The organism is Tessaracoccus luoxuelianae, assembly GCF_054483915.1.
Genome location: NZ_CM137013.1, coordinates 12,683 through 28,329, shown reverse-complemented (window position 1 = coordinate 28,329; position 15,647 = coordinate 12,683). Strand labels below are relative to the sequence as shown.

At 68.5% G+C, this 15,647-nt stretch carries 15 protein-coding genes; 11 read left to right on the top strand and 4 right to left on the bottom strand.

What is annotated here, in order from left to right:
- The first annotated feature begins 10 nt into the window (after positions 1-10).
- Both ACX1D1_RS00125 and ACX1D1_RS00120 read left to right on the top strand, forming a co-directional pair.
- Complete coding sequence (locus ACX1D1_RS00125) at positions 11-673, top strand: PIG-L deacetylase family protein (RefSeq protein ID WP_459055400.1); 663 nt, start codon at positions 11-13, stop codon at positions 671-673.
- Between the two features lie 98 nt (positions 674-771).
- The gene (locus ACX1D1_RS00120; RefSeq protein WP_459055398.1) at positions 772-1,530 is read left to right on the top strand and encodes a DUF2202 domain-containing protein; all 759 of its coding nucleotides are present in this window, start codon (positions 772-774) and stop codon (positions 1,528-1,530) included.
- Here ACX1D1_RS00120 and ACX1D1_RS00115 read toward each other — a convergent pair whose 3' ends face one another.
- Together ACX1D1_RS00115 and ACX1D1_RS00110 are read right to left on the bottom strand one after the other, a co-directional pair.
- Positions 1,531-2,646, bottom strand: coding sequence for a sensor histidine kinase (locus tag ACX1D1_RS00115; protein ID WP_459055397.1), 1,116 nt, complete (start codon positions 2,644-2,646; stop codon positions 1,531-1,533).
- A complete protein-coding gene (locus ACX1D1_RS00110) occupies positions 2,643-3,338 on the bottom strand; it encodes a response regulator transcription factor (protein ID WP_459055396.1) in 696 nt (231 codons plus the stop codon). Before ACX1D1_RS00110 ends, ACX1D1_RS00115 begins: the two co-directional genes overlap by 4 nt.
- A 366-nt stretch (positions 3,339-3,704) precedes the next feature.
- Between ACX1D1_RS00110 and ACX1D1_RS00105 the strand changes: the two genes are divergently transcribed.
- Positions 3,705-4,745 carry a nucleoside hydrolase gene (locus ACX1D1_RS00105; RefSeq protein WP_459055395.1) on the top strand — a complete coding sequence of 347 codons (1,041 nt, stop codon included), beginning with the start codon at positions 3,705-3,707 and terminating at the stop codon, positions 4,743-4,745.
- Between the two features lie 108 nt (positions 4,746-4,853).
- Here ACX1D1_RS00105 and rbsD read toward each other — a convergent pair whose 3' ends face one another.
- Entirely contained in the window at positions 4,854-5,240 is a 387-nt protein-coding gene (gene rbsD, locus ACX1D1_RS00100) for a D-ribose pyranase (RefSeq protein WP_459055394.1), read from the bottom strand.
- Positions 5,237-6,133 carry a ribokinase gene (locus ACX1D1_RS00095; protein WP_459055393.1) on the bottom strand — a complete coding sequence of 299 codons (897 nt, stop codon included), beginning with the start codon at positions 6,131-6,133 and terminating at the stop codon, positions 5,237-5,239. The genes rbsD and ACX1D1_RS00095 overlap by 4 nt, the downstream gene beginning before the upstream one ends.
- Positions 6,134-6,444: 311 nt before the next feature.
- Between ACX1D1_RS00095 and ACX1D1_RS00090 the strand changes: the two genes are divergently transcribed.
- The 8 genes from ACX1D1_RS00090 to ACX1D1_RS00055 all read left to right on the top strand — a co-directional run bounded on the left by ACX1D1_RS00090 (position 6,445) and on the right by ACX1D1_RS00055 (position 15,479).
- Positions 6,445-7,434, top strand: a complete 990-nt coding sequence (locus ACX1D1_RS00090) for a sugar phosphate isomerase/epimerase family protein (protein ID WP_459055392.1) — start codon at positions 6,445-6,447, stop codon at positions 7,432-7,434.
- Positions 7,431-8,318 (top strand): transketolase, encoded by an 888-nt coding sequence (locus ACX1D1_RS00085; RefSeq protein ID WP_459055391.1) that lies wholly within the window; start codon positions 7,431-7,433, stop codon positions 8,316-8,318. Before ACX1D1_RS00090 ends, ACX1D1_RS00085 begins: the two co-directional genes overlap by 4 nt.
- A complete protein-coding gene (locus ACX1D1_RS00080) occupies positions 8,315-9,253 on the top strand; it encodes a transketolase family protein (RefSeq protein ID WP_459055389.1) in 939 nt (312 codons plus the stop codon). Before ACX1D1_RS00085 ends, ACX1D1_RS00080 begins: the two co-directional genes overlap by 4 nt.
- A gap of 194 nt (positions 9,254-9,447) precedes the next feature.
- Complete coding sequence (locus ACX1D1_RS00075; protein ID WP_459055388.1) at positions 9,448-10,110, top strand: DUF2291 family protein; 663 nt, start codon at positions 9,448-9,450, stop codon at positions 10,108-10,110.
- Positions 10,107-11,678, top strand: a complete 1,572-nt coding sequence (locus tag ACX1D1_RS00070) for a sugar ABC transporter ATP-binding protein (RefSeq protein WP_459055387.1) — start codon at positions 10,107-10,109, stop codon at positions 11,676-11,678. Before ACX1D1_RS00075 ends, ACX1D1_RS00070 begins: the two co-directional genes overlap by 4 nt.
- A complete protein-coding gene (locus ACX1D1_RS00065) occupies positions 11,675-12,793 on the top strand; it encodes an ABC transporter permease (protein ID WP_459055386.1) in 1,119 nt (372 codons plus the stop codon). Before ACX1D1_RS00070 ends, ACX1D1_RS00065 begins: the two co-directional genes overlap by 4 nt.
- A 74-nt stretch (positions 12,794-12,867) precedes the next feature.
- A complete protein-coding gene (locus ACX1D1_RS00060) occupies positions 12,868-13,893 on the top strand; it encodes a D-ribose ABC transporter substrate-binding protein (protein WP_459055384.1) in 1,026 nt (341 codons plus the stop codon).
- Positions 13,894-14,087: 194 nt separating this feature from the next.
- Complete coding sequence (locus tag ACX1D1_RS00055) at positions 14,088-15,479, top strand: FGGY family carbohydrate kinase (RefSeq protein WP_459055383.1); 1,392 nt, start codon at positions 14,088-14,090, stop codon at positions 15,477-15,479.
- The last annotated feature ends 168 nt before the right edge of the window (positions 15,480-15,647 follow it).

The window sequence follows — 15,647 nt, the reverse complement described above, 5'->3', positions numbered from 1 at the left end:
CACTGGGCACATGAAGACCCAATTGCCCCCGTGGAAGCGCGTCCTCGTCGTGGTGGCGCACCCAGACGACGAGTCCTTCGGCCTGGGAGGAGTCATCGGTCGCCTCGTCGACGACGGGGCCGAGGTCAGCGTCCTGTGCCTCACCGCCGGTGAGGCGTCAACCCTCGGCGCCGCGCCCGACTTGGCACACACCCGCGCGCTCGAGCTCGAGGCCGCGGCCGAGGTGCTTGGCTGCCGGACCACCACCCTGCTCAACCATCCCGACGGCGGGCTGGGCGGCCGCGAGGTGGAGTTGGTCGCCGACATCGAGGGAGCCCTCGCCACCACGGACCCCGACGGCCTGCTCGTCTTCGCGGTGGAGGGCGGGGTGACCGGCCATCCGGACCATGAGGCGGCGAGCCGGGCCGCCATCACGGTCGCGGGGAGGCGAGGACTGTCGGTGCTGGAGTGGGGGCTGCCGGCGTCCGTGGCGTCGACGCTGCGGGACGAGTTCGGGGGAGGGTTCACCGGGCACGACGAGGCTGCGCTGCCCATCGTCGTGGCCGTCGATCGCAGCAGGCAGGTGGCCGCCGCGCATCTGCATGTCACTCAGGCCGTCCCGGGCAGCGTGCTCTGGCGCCGGTTGGAGTTGTTGGGCGACCGCGAGCATCTCCGGCTCACCTCGCCGGCCTGACTTCACGAAAGCTTCACATTCCCCTGGCGGGAGCTTCATGACGGCGCGGTGAACTGGACTCATCACCAACCAGTGATCACATCCAGAAGGAGCTCATCATGAAGCGCACCGTTTCCCTCATCACCGCAGGGCTGGCAGTGGCCGCCCTCACCTTCGGCGGGGCCACCCTCGCCTCGGCCGACACCGCCGCCCCCGACGCCGACGAGAATTCGTCCCTCGCGTTCAGCCGCGAGGAGGAGAAGATGGCCCACGACCTCTACACAGAGTTCGGCAAGCTGTACGACAGCGCCGTATGGGACCGCATCGCGAACAGCGAGCAGCGCCACTTCGACGCCATGGGGCGGCTCCTCGATCAGTTCGGCGTCGCGGATCCCAGCGCAGACAACAAGGCCGGCAAGTTCGACAACAAGGACGTCCAGAAGCTGTACGACGACTGGCTGAAGCAGGGCCAGAAGTCCGAGGCTGACGCCTTCAAGGCCGCCATTGCGCTGGAGACGCGAGACATCGCGGACCTCAAGGTTCAGCTGGAGAGCAACACCAACGATGACATCGAGGCCGTCTACGAGCGCCTGCTCGCCGGCTCCGAGAACCATCTCGCGGCGTTCACCGCCTGGGCCAACGGCGAACCGGTCACCGGTCTGCAGCAGGGCCAGCGCATGCAGCAGGGTCAGGGCATGCAGGGTCAGCAGAACGAGGCGCGCCGTGCGGAGCGCAGCGCGGTCTGTGACGGCACCGGCATGGAAGACACCGACCGCGGCAACGCGGACGGCCCGCGTGACGGCTCGGGCGACCAGCTGCGAGACGGCACCGGCAACGAGGACGCCCCGCGTCGTGGAATGAACCGCGGCAACGCCTGATCAACTGAGGACGGCGCCACTCTTGGGGGTGGCGCCGTTGTCATGCCCGGACCGGAGAATCAAGGTGAACGTCGCGCCCCGACCCGGGCCCGCAGACGCCGCGACCAGGTCCCCGCCGTGGGCCCGCGCGATCTGCCGTGCGATCGTCAGGCCGATGCCCGATCCTCCGCCCCGCTGATCCCCCTGTCGGTGATCCACCCGGTAGAACCGCTCGAACACCTTCTCCAGGTCCTCGGCGGCCAGGCCCACCCCGTCGTCGACGACCGTGACCATCACCCGCCCGGACTCTGCGCGGCACCTCACCGCGACACTCCCGCCCCGCGACACCGCCCGCAGCGCGTTGCCCACGAGATTGGTCACGACCTGCCCGATGCGTTGAGCATCGGCGTCGGCCCAGGCGGGCGGGCAGTCGACGGTGAGGCTGATGCCCGAGTCGACCGCCTGGGGGCGCAGCCGCTCCGCGGCCTCGGCGGCTGTCGCCCCGACGTCGGTCCGCTCCAGGCGGAGCTCCGTGCCCTCCTCCTGTGACTTGGACAGCGCCCCGAGATCCTCGGCCAGACGACGCATCCGCTCCACCTCCCGCCCGATGAGGCCGAGGTGCTCGGAGTCTGCCGGAACCATTCCGTCGGTCATCGCTTCGACGTACCCGCCGACGACGGTGAGGGGGGTGCGGAGCTCGTGCGCCACGTCGCCGAGCAGCCTGACCCGGCGGGCCTCGGTGCTGGCCAGCGACTGGCCGAGCGTCTGGAGATCGGAGCCCAGGTCGCTGAGTTCCTGCTCACGCACCACGGGGACCGTCACGTCGTAGTGGCCGGCCGCCATCTGCCGCGCGGCTTCCTGGAGCTCGCGGATGGGACGCATGAAGCGGCGGGCGACGAGGAGCCCGAGGGTCGCGGCGACCAGGACGCCGGCCCCCGTTCCGATCAGCAGGGCCAGGTCCATCGTCTCGACGATCTGCTGCCGGAAGCCCTGCCCCTGGCCGGGGCGCGGGCCGCGCTGTTGCATGCGGTCGTACAGGGCCGGTGCCAGCGCGCGCGAGAGGAGGAACGTGACCAGGGCGCCGATCGCCACCACCGCGACATGGCTCAGCGCCAGCCGCACCGCCAGGCTCCTCATGGCTTCCCCGCAGGGGTCTTGAGGAACCGGTAGCCCACGCCGCGAACAGTCCCGACGACGGCGGTGCCGTCGTCGCCGAGGGCCGCGCGGATGGTGCGGATGTGGACGTCGACGACCCGCTCGTCGCCGTAGAAGGCGTAGCCCCAGACCTGCTCGAGCAGTTGAGCGCGGGAGAAGACACGGCCGGGTTTGCGGGCGAGGGCCAGGAGTAGATCGAAGTCGAGGGCGCTGAGCGTGACAGGCTCGCCGTCGAGCGTGATCTCGCGGGCCGCCGGGTCCATGGTGAGGCCCGGGAAGCGGAGGGTTTCGTCGGGTGCCTCGTCGGCGGCGCGCGGCCTGCGCATCATGGCGTGCACGCGGGCCACCACCTCGCGGGGGCTGAAGGGCTTGACGATGTAGTCGTCGGCTCCGAGGCTGAGGCTGACGATCTTGTCCACCTCTTCAGCCCGTGCGGTGACCACGATGACGTAGACCGACGAGTTTGCGCGGATCCTGCCGAGTACGTCCAGGCCGGAGAGGTCCGGGAGGCCGAGGTCGAGCAGCACCACGTCGGGGCGCTGCTCTCCGGCGAGCCGGACGGCCTCCTCGCCTGTGCCGGCGGTGAGCACCGCCATTCCCTCGGCCTCAAGATAGGTCCGGAGAAGGGTGCGGATCTCGGGTGCGTCGTCGACGACGAGAACGGTGGGTGCCACGGTGCCTCCTGGGTCACACAATACCCAGATGGGTATGGGCGGGCGCGGGGACGGGACCCCAGTGAGGCCGGTCACGCTCAGCCCAGGTCGAGGTGACCGTCGCTACGGGCACGATTCCGCGGCCGGCAGGGTACGGGGGAGTGGTGCGGTCGAGCGCTCACCCAACAGATGCGGCCGCCCACCTTGCCTTGCGTCCATTCGTCAGCACCTGTGCATAGTTATGCGGCACCAACTGGTCATTCATGAACGCCTATGTCAGGATGTGGGGATCGATGACCAATGCAGTCGGTGTGCACGTTGGTGCCGGAATGACCCGGGGGTGAAGTTGCCCACGCCGAACGTGCGGCAGCAATATTCGGAGGACTGATGACAAGAATCCCCTTGCCCGGTGTGGACTACGGTGTGTCACCCGCGAAGCGTTGGCGCCTGGGCGAGACCCCATGGCGCGGCGACGACGGGTATCCGGCGCCCAGCGCCCGCCTGATCATTGACAACGACTTCTCCGGCGACCCGGACGACCTGTACCAGCTCGTCCACCACCTGCTCTCGCCGAGCGTCGAGATCCGCGCCATCGTCGCCTCCCACCTGCGCCCCCGCGACGGGATGGACCCCTCGGAATTCACCGCGACCAACGCCGAGCTGGTGGCCCGCGACGTCTTCGCCCGCATGGGTCTGGAGAGCACCGAGGTGATTCACCGCGGCGCCGAGGTTGCGCTGGAGGACGTCGACACGCCTCACGACACCCCTGCCGCTCGGGCCATCATCGCCGAGGCCATGCGCGACGACACCGACCTACCACTGTTCGTTGCGGCTGGTGGCGGCCTGACCGACGTCGCGTCGGCCTACCTGCTCGAGCCTGAGATCGCCAAGCGGATGACGCTGATCTGGATCGGCGGCCCCGAGCACGATGGCCTGGCCGTCCCACCGAAGAACGCCATGCCGATCGAGTACAACCTGCTCATCGACGTGAAGGCCGGCCAGGTGCTGTTCGGCGCCCAGGACCTCGAGATCTGGCAGATCCCGCGCGACATCTACCGCCAGTGCCTCGTCTCTGAGACCGAGCTGCGGCTGCGCGTCGCGAAGACCGGCCCGCTGGGCCAGTATCTCTACGACGAGGTCCGCGCGATCATGGGGGCCATCCGCGATTACGGCATGCCTGCGTTCGAGACCTACGCGCTCGGCGACTCGCCGCTCGTCCTGCTCACGGCGCTGCGATCGATGTTCGAGCCCGACTCCAGCTCAAGCTTCCACGTCGAGAAGCCCGCGCCGGAGATCACTGAGCAGGGCGCCTACCGTCCAATGCGCGGCACCCGCCCCATGCGCGTCTACACGCAGGTCGACGTGCGCCTCATGTTCGAGGACTTCTACCTGAAGCTGCAGGAATTCGAAGGCTGGCAAGCCGGCTGACCCAGCGTGCGCAGCACACTCGGCGCTCGCGAAGACCGGCTTCACCGGGACTTCGTCCAGGGTGCCCTGGCGGGCGCGGTCGAGGGCTGATCGGGTCACATGCGTCCCCTAGAAGGGGACGCCCGAACGGAGGATCACGTTGGCGTAAGGGGTCGCCTCGCCGGTGCGAACGGCGAACGAGGCGTTGCGCACCAGCGCCTTGAACTCCTCGTGAGGCACCCACTGGACTTCCGCCTCCACGTGGTGGTGAAGCAGGTCACCGATCGGCCCACCGCGGGCTTCCTGGGCAGCAATGACGCCGTCGATGACGACCTCCGCGCTGATCGCCGAGAGCACCTCGGCGAATCGCGGGATCCCGAAGACCAGGCTCAGATCGATGATCCGTACAGTGGTCGGGATCGGGAGGCCGCAGTCCGCGATGACGAAAGTGTCAGTGTGGCCGAGCCGCGCGATGGCCGCCGCGAGATCCGGGTTCAGCAGGCCGCTGCGTTTCATGAAAGCTCCGGGAGTTGAGTACCTGGCTGTGGATACGAGGACTGGGCCCCCTCGAACTGGACCGTATGCGCGGCGAACCTTGATGCGTACTGCGCCGCCGTCACCAGATCCAGGCCTTCTGACAGTCGAGCGGCGAGGGCGCCGACGAAGGCATCGCCCGCCCCGACGGTGTCCACCGCGCGGACCCGAGGGCTGCGGACGTGCTGAACACCGGTCTCGTTGGCCACGAGCGCTCCATGGGCCCCAAGCGTCAACACCACCGAGGCGATGCCCCGATCGATCAATGCGACCACGAGCGCCTCGGGGCCGGACGCCGAGCCGCCCATCTGCACCAGAACCGCCTCGGCTTCATGCTCGTTGACCACCAAGGGATCAGCTCGACGGATGACGTCCGCGGGAAGTGGAATGACAGGGGCCAGGTTGAGCAACCAGCGCCCACGAACCATCTCGGCGACCGCCACGGTGGCTGCCGCCGGAATCTCCCCTTGGGACACGACGATGTCGGCATACGCGATGAGGGGTGCCCACGCCTCGATGTGTGAAGGCGCGACCTGTGCGTTGGCTCCGGAGACCACCACCACAGTGTTCTCGCCGTCCTTCGCCACCGAGACCACGGCCAGCCCAGTGGGCCCGGGCAATTGGACGATGTGGCTGGTGTCTACCCCGGCATCACCCAGCAGCCGCAGCGCAGTGTGCCTGGAGTCGTCAGAGCCGACCGCTCCGAGCATCGTGGTGGGGGCGCCTGCGAGCGCGGCCGCGCAGGCCTGGTTGGCCCCCTTCCCACCGGGGGAGAGGCCGCCGCCCCTGGCCAACAGGGTCTCTCCGGGCATCGGATGGCGTTCCAGCCAGAGGTGCAGGTCCACGTTGAGCGAGCCAACAACCACAACTCCCACTTCACCCATCCTCATCCGGAGCGCGATGCCCCCTGGTGACTCTCCCCACTGAGCTGTCTCCCGGAGCGTAGCGCCGTCTCTCGCCCTGGGGGGCCCCGGCCTCCCCAAGAAGGTCGGGGCGGGGCCGTCCCGGGGCCGAACTTGCCCACGCGGAAGATCGCGGGCGCAAGGGTCGCCTGCGATTGACCATCGCCACGACCCGCGCTAGGATGAATGTGCAAGCACGGGTGAATAGATATGTGATCGATCAGGTCGCAGGGTCAGCAGGTGGACCCGATTCGCCGCCCGACCTCATACGAAGGAGACGCATCATGACTGCACCCGAGTTCGGAGCTGGGCTCTGGAACTTCGCCACCTACCTCGACCGCTACGCCACCGACGGCTACGGCCAGCCCCGCGGCACGCTCGACCAGATCGACCTGGCCGCGAAGGTCGGCGACATCACCTGGGTTGACCTCAACTTCCCCTTCTCGCCCGGGGTCTCCATCGACGACGTGAAGGCCAAGCTGGCCGAGCACGGCATCAAGGCCATCGGCCTCACCCCGGACATCTACCTGCGCGAGCACTGCAAGGGCGCGTTCACCAACCCCGATCCCGCCAAGCGCGCCTCCGCCATGGCGATCATGAACGACGCGGCCAACGCGGTGCGGGAGCTCGGCGCCAAGTACGTCAAGATCTGGCCCGGCCAGGACGGCTTCGACTACCCCTTCCAGGTGGACTACCGCGAGCTCAACCGCCTCGCCGTCGAGGGCATGCGCGAGCTTGCCTCCGGCCACCCGGACCTCAAGTTCGTCATCGAGTACAAGCCCCGCGAGCCCCGCACCCACATGTTCTGGAGCTCCGCGCCCAAGACCATCCTCGGCATCCAGCAGATGGGGGTGGACAACGTCGGCGTCCTCCTCGACTTCGGGCACGCCATGTTCGGCGGCGAGCCGCCGGCCGAGGCCGCCCAGATGCTCATCGACCACGGCCTGCTCTGGGGCATGGACGTCAACGACAACTACCGCGGCTGGGACGACGACATGATGGTCGGCTCCATCCACATGGTCGAGATCTTCGAGTTCTTCCACGTCCTCAAGGTCAACAACTGGGAGGGCGTCTGGAACCTGGACCAGTTCCCGTTCCGTGAGGACGCCGTTGAGAACGCCCAGCTGTCCATCCGGTTCCTCAAGGCCATCCACCGAGCCCTCGAGACGCTCGACGAGGAGGGCCTCGCCGCCGCTCAGGCCAAGCAGGACGCGCTCGGTGCTCAGCGCATCATCCAGAACGCGCTGCTCAAGTCGATGGCGGTCGATCTGTGAGCGACACCTCCAAGTGGGACTTCACCACGCCCGTGCTGGGACGGATCGCGAAAGACGCCTCCCGTGAGGACGTCGTCGCGCACCTGAAGTCCGCGGCGTACGAGCTGCGACGCAGGGATCCGATCATGATCGCCCATTCGGGCAACGGCCACATCGGCGGGGACTTCTCGATCGCCGACGTGCTGGTCACCCTGATGCTGCATGAGCTGAACCTCGACCCGGCCGAGCCCCTCGCGCCGGAGCGGGACCGCCTCGTGCTGTCCAAGGGGCACACCGCAGGCGCCCTGTACATCGCGATGGCGCTGGCTGGGTACTTCCCCGTCGATGAGCTGATGACGTTCATGGATCCGCAGTCGCGGCTCAACGGCCACCCGAACCGTACCTACATCCCAGGGATCGAGGCCAATACCGGTCCGCTGGGGCACGGGCTCCCGATCGCGGTGGGCACCGCGCTGGCCGCGAAGCTCGACGGCTCCCCGCGTCGCACGGTGGTGCTGCTGGGCGACGGCGAGCTGCAGGAGGGGTCCAACTGGGAGGCCATGATGACGGCCGCCCACTACGGGCTGGAGAACCTCGTCGCGGTGGTCGACCGCAACCATCTGCAGCAGGGCGCCCTGGTGGCCGACACCATGGGCCTCGAGCCGCTGGCCGACAAGTTCCGCGCGTTCGGGTTCACCGTCCGGGAGATGGACGCGCACAACTTCGACGACATCCTCGACACCTTCGGGCAGGCCCCTGAGCCTGGCAAGCCGACCTTCATCATCTCCCACTCCCACAAGGGCCATCCGATCTCCTTCATGAGCGACAACGTCGCCTGGCACCACCACGTGCCCACCGAGGCCGAGATCGACGGCATCCTGGCCGAACTGGAGGCAGCCAAGTGAGCACGCAGACCTACGATTGCCGCGACACCTACTCGAAGACCCTCCTCGAGTTGGCCAGGAACGACCGCAACGTGATCGTCGTCGTCAACGACTCCGTCGGCTCCTCGAAGCTGGACACGTTCAAGAAGGAGCTGCCGGCCCAGATGGTCAACGTCGGCATCGCCGAGCAGGACATGGTGGGAACGGCCGCCGGCCTGGAGAACGGCGGGAAGGTGCCGTTCGTCTCCGGCGCCGGGTGCTTCCTCAGTGCCCGGGCCACCGAACAGATCAAGGCCGACCTGGCCTACAGCAAGCGTCACGTCGTGCTCTGCGCGCAGAGCCCCGGAGTCGCCTACGGTGCGCTGGGCGCGACCCACCACTCCATCGAGGACGTCGCCTGGATGAGGATCCTGCCTCACATGACCGTCCTCGTGCCGGCCGACCCGGCCGAGACCGAGCAGGCCATCCGCTGGGCATACACGCACGACGGACCGGTCTACCTCCGCGTCTCGCGCGCCAAGGTGCCGGCCGTCCACCCCGAGGGCTACACGTTCGCCCCCGGCAAGGCCGTCGTCCTGCGTGAGGGCACCGACGTCACCATCGCGGCGAACGGCACCGTGCTGCACCGCGCCTTGGCCGCCGCCGAGCTCCTCGCCGACCGGGGAATCCAGGCCAGGGTCCTGTCCGTGGCCTCGGTGAAGCCCCTCGACGAGGCCGCGATCATCGCCGCGGCCAAGGAGACCGGCGGCATCGTCACGGTCGAAGAGGGCCTCGCCAGCGGTGGTCTCGGCGGGGCCGTCGCCGAGACGGTCGCGCGCAACCACCCCGTCCGTGTCGCGATGCTCGGCCTTCCCGACGCCTTCGCGCCCACCGGCTCAGCCGAGTGGATCCTCGACCACTTCGGTATGGACCCGGCCGGGATTGCCGACACGGCGGCTTCGCTGGTCCAGCGTTAGCGGCTGCCCGCAGGGCCCTCCCCGGCAGCGTGGAAGCCTGGGCGGGCCGGCGGGAGCCCGGAGAACGACGGCTCGACGGGCGTCCGATCGTAGTCAGATCGTTATCGCGTCAGCTTGGCGAATCGACACGGATGTGGTTGGCTGGGTATCAGTGCGGCAATGAATGAATATTCACAGATCACAAGGAAGTGACAATGCAGTCTTCAACCAGGGTCCCCCTATGGCGACGCCCTGCTTTCGTCAGGGCGGGCCTGGGTCTGGTCCTCCTCACGGTCGTCGTCGCCGGGACCAGGTTCTATGCACCGGGCACGGAGCCATCCTCTGGGGCAGTCATCGACGAAAACGTCATCGCCGACCCTGTCAGCTACGCGCAGAGCGTCTACGACGCCGACGTCGTCCCCGCCATCACCGACAACGCCGTTGACCTCACCGAACTCCTGGAAGCCCTGGCCAAGGACGAAGCGGCCGCCGACGAGTATGGATTCCGCAACGGCGGTTCCCCGTACTCGTTCCCGGTCCGCGTGACCGGCACGGTCGTGGAGGGGGCCTTCGGCGAGGCGGGGCTCGAGGTGGAAGGGCTGCCGTCGGATGTGACGGTCGGCGTGCAGACGGGACCGGCCGTCACGGGAACCGCAATCCGGGACGCCACCGGCGAGATCACGTTCGAGATGTTCCTCAACCAGATCGACTTCGCCTCCGTCGCCACCGAGCTCAACAACCGGGTCAAGGAGAATGTTCTGTCCGTCACGGACTTCGAGGCGCTCCTCGGCGACGAGGTGACAGTGGTGGGTGCGTTCACCCACGATGACCCCAGCCACATCAAGATCACCCCAATCTCCATCGAGGCCGCTTCATGACCTCGTTCCAGACGGCCCCCGTCGACCAGGTGGTGATGTCGGCCCGGGACGTCTCGAAGGTCTACGGCGGGACGCGGGCCCTGCGCAACGTCGATTTCGACATCAGGGCCGGGAAGGTGACCGTCCTCTTCGGGGAGAACGGCGCGGGCAAGTCCACCCTCATGCGCGTGATGTCCGGGATCGAGACGCCGACCGGCGGCACGCTGACCCTCGACGGCGAGGAGGTTGCGTTCAGCAGCCCCACCGACGCGGTGTCGCGGGGCGTGGCCATCATCCATCAGGAACTGAACCTGAGCCCCAACCTGACGGTCGCGGAGTCGATTTTTCTCGGCCGCGAACTCACGCGCTTGGGCATGGTGGACACCGCGGCACAGCAGAAGCGCGCCAAGGCCGCGCTGGACCGTCTGCAGGAGCCGATCGATCCGCGCGCCGTCGTGGGTGACCTCCGACTGGGTCAGCAACAGCTCGTGGAGATCGCCCGCGCACTGGACCAGGAGGCCCGGGTCCTCATCATGGACGAGCCGACCTCCGCGCTGTCGGCCAGCGAGGTCGAGGTCCTGTTCGGCGTGATCCGCGACCTGACCTCGAAGGGAGTCGCCGTCGTCTACATCTCGCACCACCTCGACGAGACCCTGGAGATCGGCGATCACGCCGTGGTGCTGAGGGACGGCGCTGTCGTCGCGACGCAGGAGATCGCGAACATCGACATCGGTTGGATCGTCTCGGCGATGGTCGGACGCTCCCACGACGACATGTTCACCGAGATCAACGCCGAGGTCGGGGGAGTCGCGCTCGAGGTCCGGGAGCTGACGTTGGCGGACCCCAGTCAGCCGGAGCGGCTGGCGGTCAACAATCTCTCGCTCGAGGTCCGGGCAGGCGAGGTCGTCGGCGTCTACGGGCTCATGGGTGCGGGGCGCACGGAGCTGTTCGAGACCCTCATCGGCCGCAACAAGCCCCAGGCGGGGGTGGTCACGCTCCTCGGCGACGACATCACCGGATGGAGTATCCGGGAGAGGATCGCGGCGGGGATGTTCCTGGTCCCCGAGGACCGGCAGCGCGACGGCCTGATTCAGGGCCAGTCTGTCGGATCCAACCTCTCGCTGGCCTCCGTGCACGAGTTCACCCGGGGCTTCATCACCGACGGCGGCCGGGAGCGAAAGCGGAACGACGAGGTGATCGCGTCCGTCCGGGTGAAGGCGTCAGGGCAGAGCGCACCGATCGGGTCGCTGTCGGGCGGCAATCAGCAGAAAGTAGTTGTCGGTAAGGCTCTGCTCACCGAACCGAAGGTGATCCTCCTCGACGAACCCACCCGCGGCGTCGACGTCGGCGCGAAGGCCGACATCTTCGCCTTCATGGCTGCCCTCGCCGCCAAGGGCGTCGCCGTGCTGTTCGCCACCTCCGAGGTCGCCGAGGCCCTGAACTCGACGTCTCGCCTCCTCATCATGTCTCGTGGCCGAATCGTGGCCGAGATTTCACCCGCGACCGCAACCAGAGAGCAGGTGCTCGCCGCCGCTGACGACTCTGAACTGGTCGCACTGGAGCACACAACGGAAGGACAAGCCCGATGAGCGCAGCCGCTGCCGGGAAGCCGCAGAGCCGCTGGACCCGAGCCGTCATCGGTGACCGGTCGGTGGGTGAGTTCATCCTCGATCAGCGCGCCTTCATCGCGCTGATCATCCTCATCATCGTCTTCGCGTTCCTCTCCGACACGTTCCTGTCTGGGTCCAACCTCCTGACGATGACCCGCCACGTGGCCTACAACGCCATCCTGGCCCTGGGCATGCTGCTGGTCATCCTGACGGGCGGCATCGACCTGTCGGTCGGCTCGATCGTCGGCTTGTCCGGCATCGTCGCCGGCGTCATGCTTGACGGCGTCGGGCTCAGTCTGTTCGACCTCAATGCCTACCCGTCGGTCCTCGTGGTCGTCCTGGTGGCACTGCTGGTCGGGACGGCAGTCGGATGGATCAACGGGACGCTCGTGACCAGGCTGGGCGTCGCGCCCTTCATCGCTACCCTGGGCTCCCTGTACATGGCCCGCGGCGCGGCGCTGCTGATCTCCAACGGCTCCACCTTCCCCAAGCTGCAGGGAGACCCGGCGCTCGGCAACACCGGCTTCTGGTTCATCGGCACCGGGCGGCCGCTCGGCATCCCGACGCAGATCTGGATCACCATCCTCGTCGCCATCGCCGTGTGGTTCCTCATCGCGAAGACGCCCTTCGGGCGTTGGCTGTACGCAACCGGCGGCAACCCGCGGGCCGCCGAACTCTCCGGTGTTCCAGTCAAGAAGGTCACCACCACCGTGTACATGATCTCGGGGGCGTGCGCCGCCATGGCGGGCCTGATCATCGCCTCAGAGCTCACCTCCGCGGCTCCCCAGGCGGGCAACGCATTCGAACTCAACGCCATCGCCGCAGTCGTCATCGGCGGCGCGTCGCTCGCCGGCGGCCGCGGCAGCGTCAAGGGCACCCTGATCGGCGCCTTCGTCATCGGGTTCCTCTCCGACGGACTGGTCCTCGTGGGCGTGTCCAGCTTCTGGCAGGTCTTCATCAAGGGCGCCGTGATCGTGTTGGCCGTCATGCTTGACCAGGTCCAGCAGCGCCTGCAGATCTCTCGTGCGGCCGCGGCTGCCGCCGCCAGCGTCCGCAAGGAGAAGGAGGCCGCAGAACACCCTGCAACCGCCTGACCAACGCTGGGACTGACTGACGTCAGCCACGGCCTGAACCCATCCACCCGCGCACATTCACAACGGAGGAAATCATGCGCAGACCACCCCTTCTATCCCTCGCCACCGCCCTCTTCGCGGCCACGTTCGCGCTGGCCGGCTGTTCCGGCGGCTCGTCCACCACACCCACAGCGGAGCCGACGACAGCGTCGAGCTCATCGGCACCCTCCGAGTCCACCGGCGGAACCGGCGAGGCGGGCGGAACGATCGCCGTCATCACCCCGTCGCACTCGAACCCGTTCTTCAAGGCCGAGGCCGACGCCGCCGTCGCCAAGGCCGAGGAGCTGGGCTACGAGACGACCTCGGACTCGCACGACGATGATCCGAACAAGCAGTCTGAGCTGATCGACGCCGCCATCTCGAGTGGCGCGGTCGCCATCGTTCTGGATAACGCGGGTGCTGACGTCACCATCGGTGCCGTGCAGAAGGCCGTCGACGCCGGTATCCCGGTCTTCCTCATCGACCGCGAGATCAACCAGACGGGGCTCGCGACGTCGCAGATCGTCGCGAACAACTCGCAGGGCGCCAGCCTGGTCGCCGAGGCCTTCGGCGCGGCGCTCGAGGGCAAGGGCACCTACGTCGAGCTGCTCGGCCGCGAGACCGACACCAACGCGGCGGTCCGCTCGGAGGCGTATCACAGTGTCCTGGATCAGTACCCGGATCTCGAGATGGTCGCCCAGGAGACGGCGAACTGGGATCAGCAGGAGGCATTCTCCAAGGTGGAGACGCTGCTGCAGCGGTACCCGGATCTGACGGGCATCATCGCGGGTAACGACACGATGGCGCTGGGCGCCGTGGCTGCCGTGGACGCGGCGGGCAAGTCCGATCAGGTGACCATCGCCGGATTCGACGGGGCGCCGGATGCGGTGCAGGCGATCAAGGACGGCAAGCTGTTGGCGACTGGTCTTCAGCCGGCCGTGGCGATCGCTGAGCTGGCTGTGGAGCAGGCTGACGCGTTCATCCGCACGGGTGAGACGGGGCAGCCGGAGAAGCAGTCCATCGACTGCGTCCTCATCGACGCCTCGAACGCCGACGGCTACACGCTGTTCGCCGTCGAGTGACACCCTAGGCGCGGGGTGACTGTCGAGAGTTGGACAGTCGCCCCGCGCCGCTCCTCGTGTCAGGGCACCTCAGTCGGATTGGGCCCCTGGACCGTCCATCGCCCCCGAGTCGAACCCACAAGGATCCAGATGTCTCAGCACCTTTCAGCGCCCTTCGGGCTCATGTCCGTCCATCCGGCCGAGGGAACACGGCGATGATCCTCGCAGTCGACCAGGGGACCAGCAGCACCAAGGCGACGCTGTTCGACGCATCTGGCGCGGCCGTCGCGTCGGCCTCGGTGCCTCTGGGGCAGGCGCATCCGCGTCCGGGCTGGGTACAGCAGGACGCCATGGAGATCCTCGACGGCGTGCGGACGGTCATCGCCGAGATCGCCGCCCGGCACCCCGTCGACGCCGTAGCGTTCAGCACGCAGCGGGAGTCCGCCCTGGTCTGGGACCGGGCGACGGGGGAGCCGGTCGGGCCGATGCTCGGCTGGCAGGACCGCCGCACCGCGCACCGCGTCGCCGAGCTGTCTGCTCACGCCGACCGGGTGCGGGAGATCAGCGGCCTGCCGCTGGACCCGATGTTCTCGGCGCTCAAGCTGCAGTGGCTGCTGGACTCGGTGGACCCGGACCGCAGCCGCTCCCGCGCCGGCGAGTTGGCGGTGGGCACCGTCGACTCCTGGCTCGTCACCCAGCTGACCGGCGAGCACCGCATAGAAGCCGGCAACGCGTCGCGCACGCAACTGCTCGATCTGGCGACGGGGGAGTGGAGCGAGGAGCTCTGCGAGCTGTTCGGCATTCCTGCTGCGGTGTTGCCGAGGGTCGCGGCCTCAGACGAGGCCACTGGCGAGGTCGCGGGCCTGGGCGGGCGACGGATCCATGCGGTCCTTGGCGACTCGCACGCGGCGCTGTACGGCCACGGCGTCCGGGGACCGGGCTCGCTGAAGGCTACGTTCGGCACCGGCTCGTCGGTCATGGGCCTGGTGGACGACGCGGCGAGCGTGCCCGCCGGGCTGGTCGGCACCGTCGCCTGGCGACTCGGCGACCGCACCGCGGTTGGCGTCGAGGGCAACATCCTGGCAAGCGGGGCGACCGTGGCGTGGTTGTCGCGGCTGTTGGGGCGCAGCGTCGAGGAGCTCGCCGGGCTGGCCCGCAGCGCGCCGGAGGATCACGGCGTGGTCCTGGTCCCGGCCGTCGCCGGCCTGGGCGCACCGCACTGGGACCCGACTGCCCGGGCGGTGCTCGTCGGTTTCGATCTCGGGACCGACCCCGGCATCCTGGCCCGAGCGGCCATGGAGGCGATCGCCCATCAGATCACGGACGTGGTCGACGCGGCGGAGGTCGCCGGGCCGGTGGAGGCGATCCTCGCCGACGGCGCCCCTGCCGCGGATGACTTCCTCATGCAGCTTCAAGCCGACCTCGGTGGTCGCACCGTCCGGCGTCCGAGGTATTCCGGCTTGTCCGCGCGCGGCGCTGCCCAGTTGGCCGCCGATGCGCTCGGCGGTGGGTTCGCCCCCGTCGAGTCGGATACCTTCGAGCCCCGCGGAAGCAACGCCGTCGCCCGGTCGCGGTGGGCCTCGGCGCTGGCCCTCACCCGCCGATAAGGCAGGAGGGCCGGTCTCCTTCGCTCCCTGAGGAGGGCCGTCCGCGCAGGGGCGGGTCCCGTCCCCGTCGCTCCCTGAGGAGGGCCGCCCGCGCAGGGGCGGGTCCCGTCCCCGTCGCTCCCTGAGGAGGGCCGCCCGCGAAGCGGCGCTGGCCGTCTCGAAGGGTTG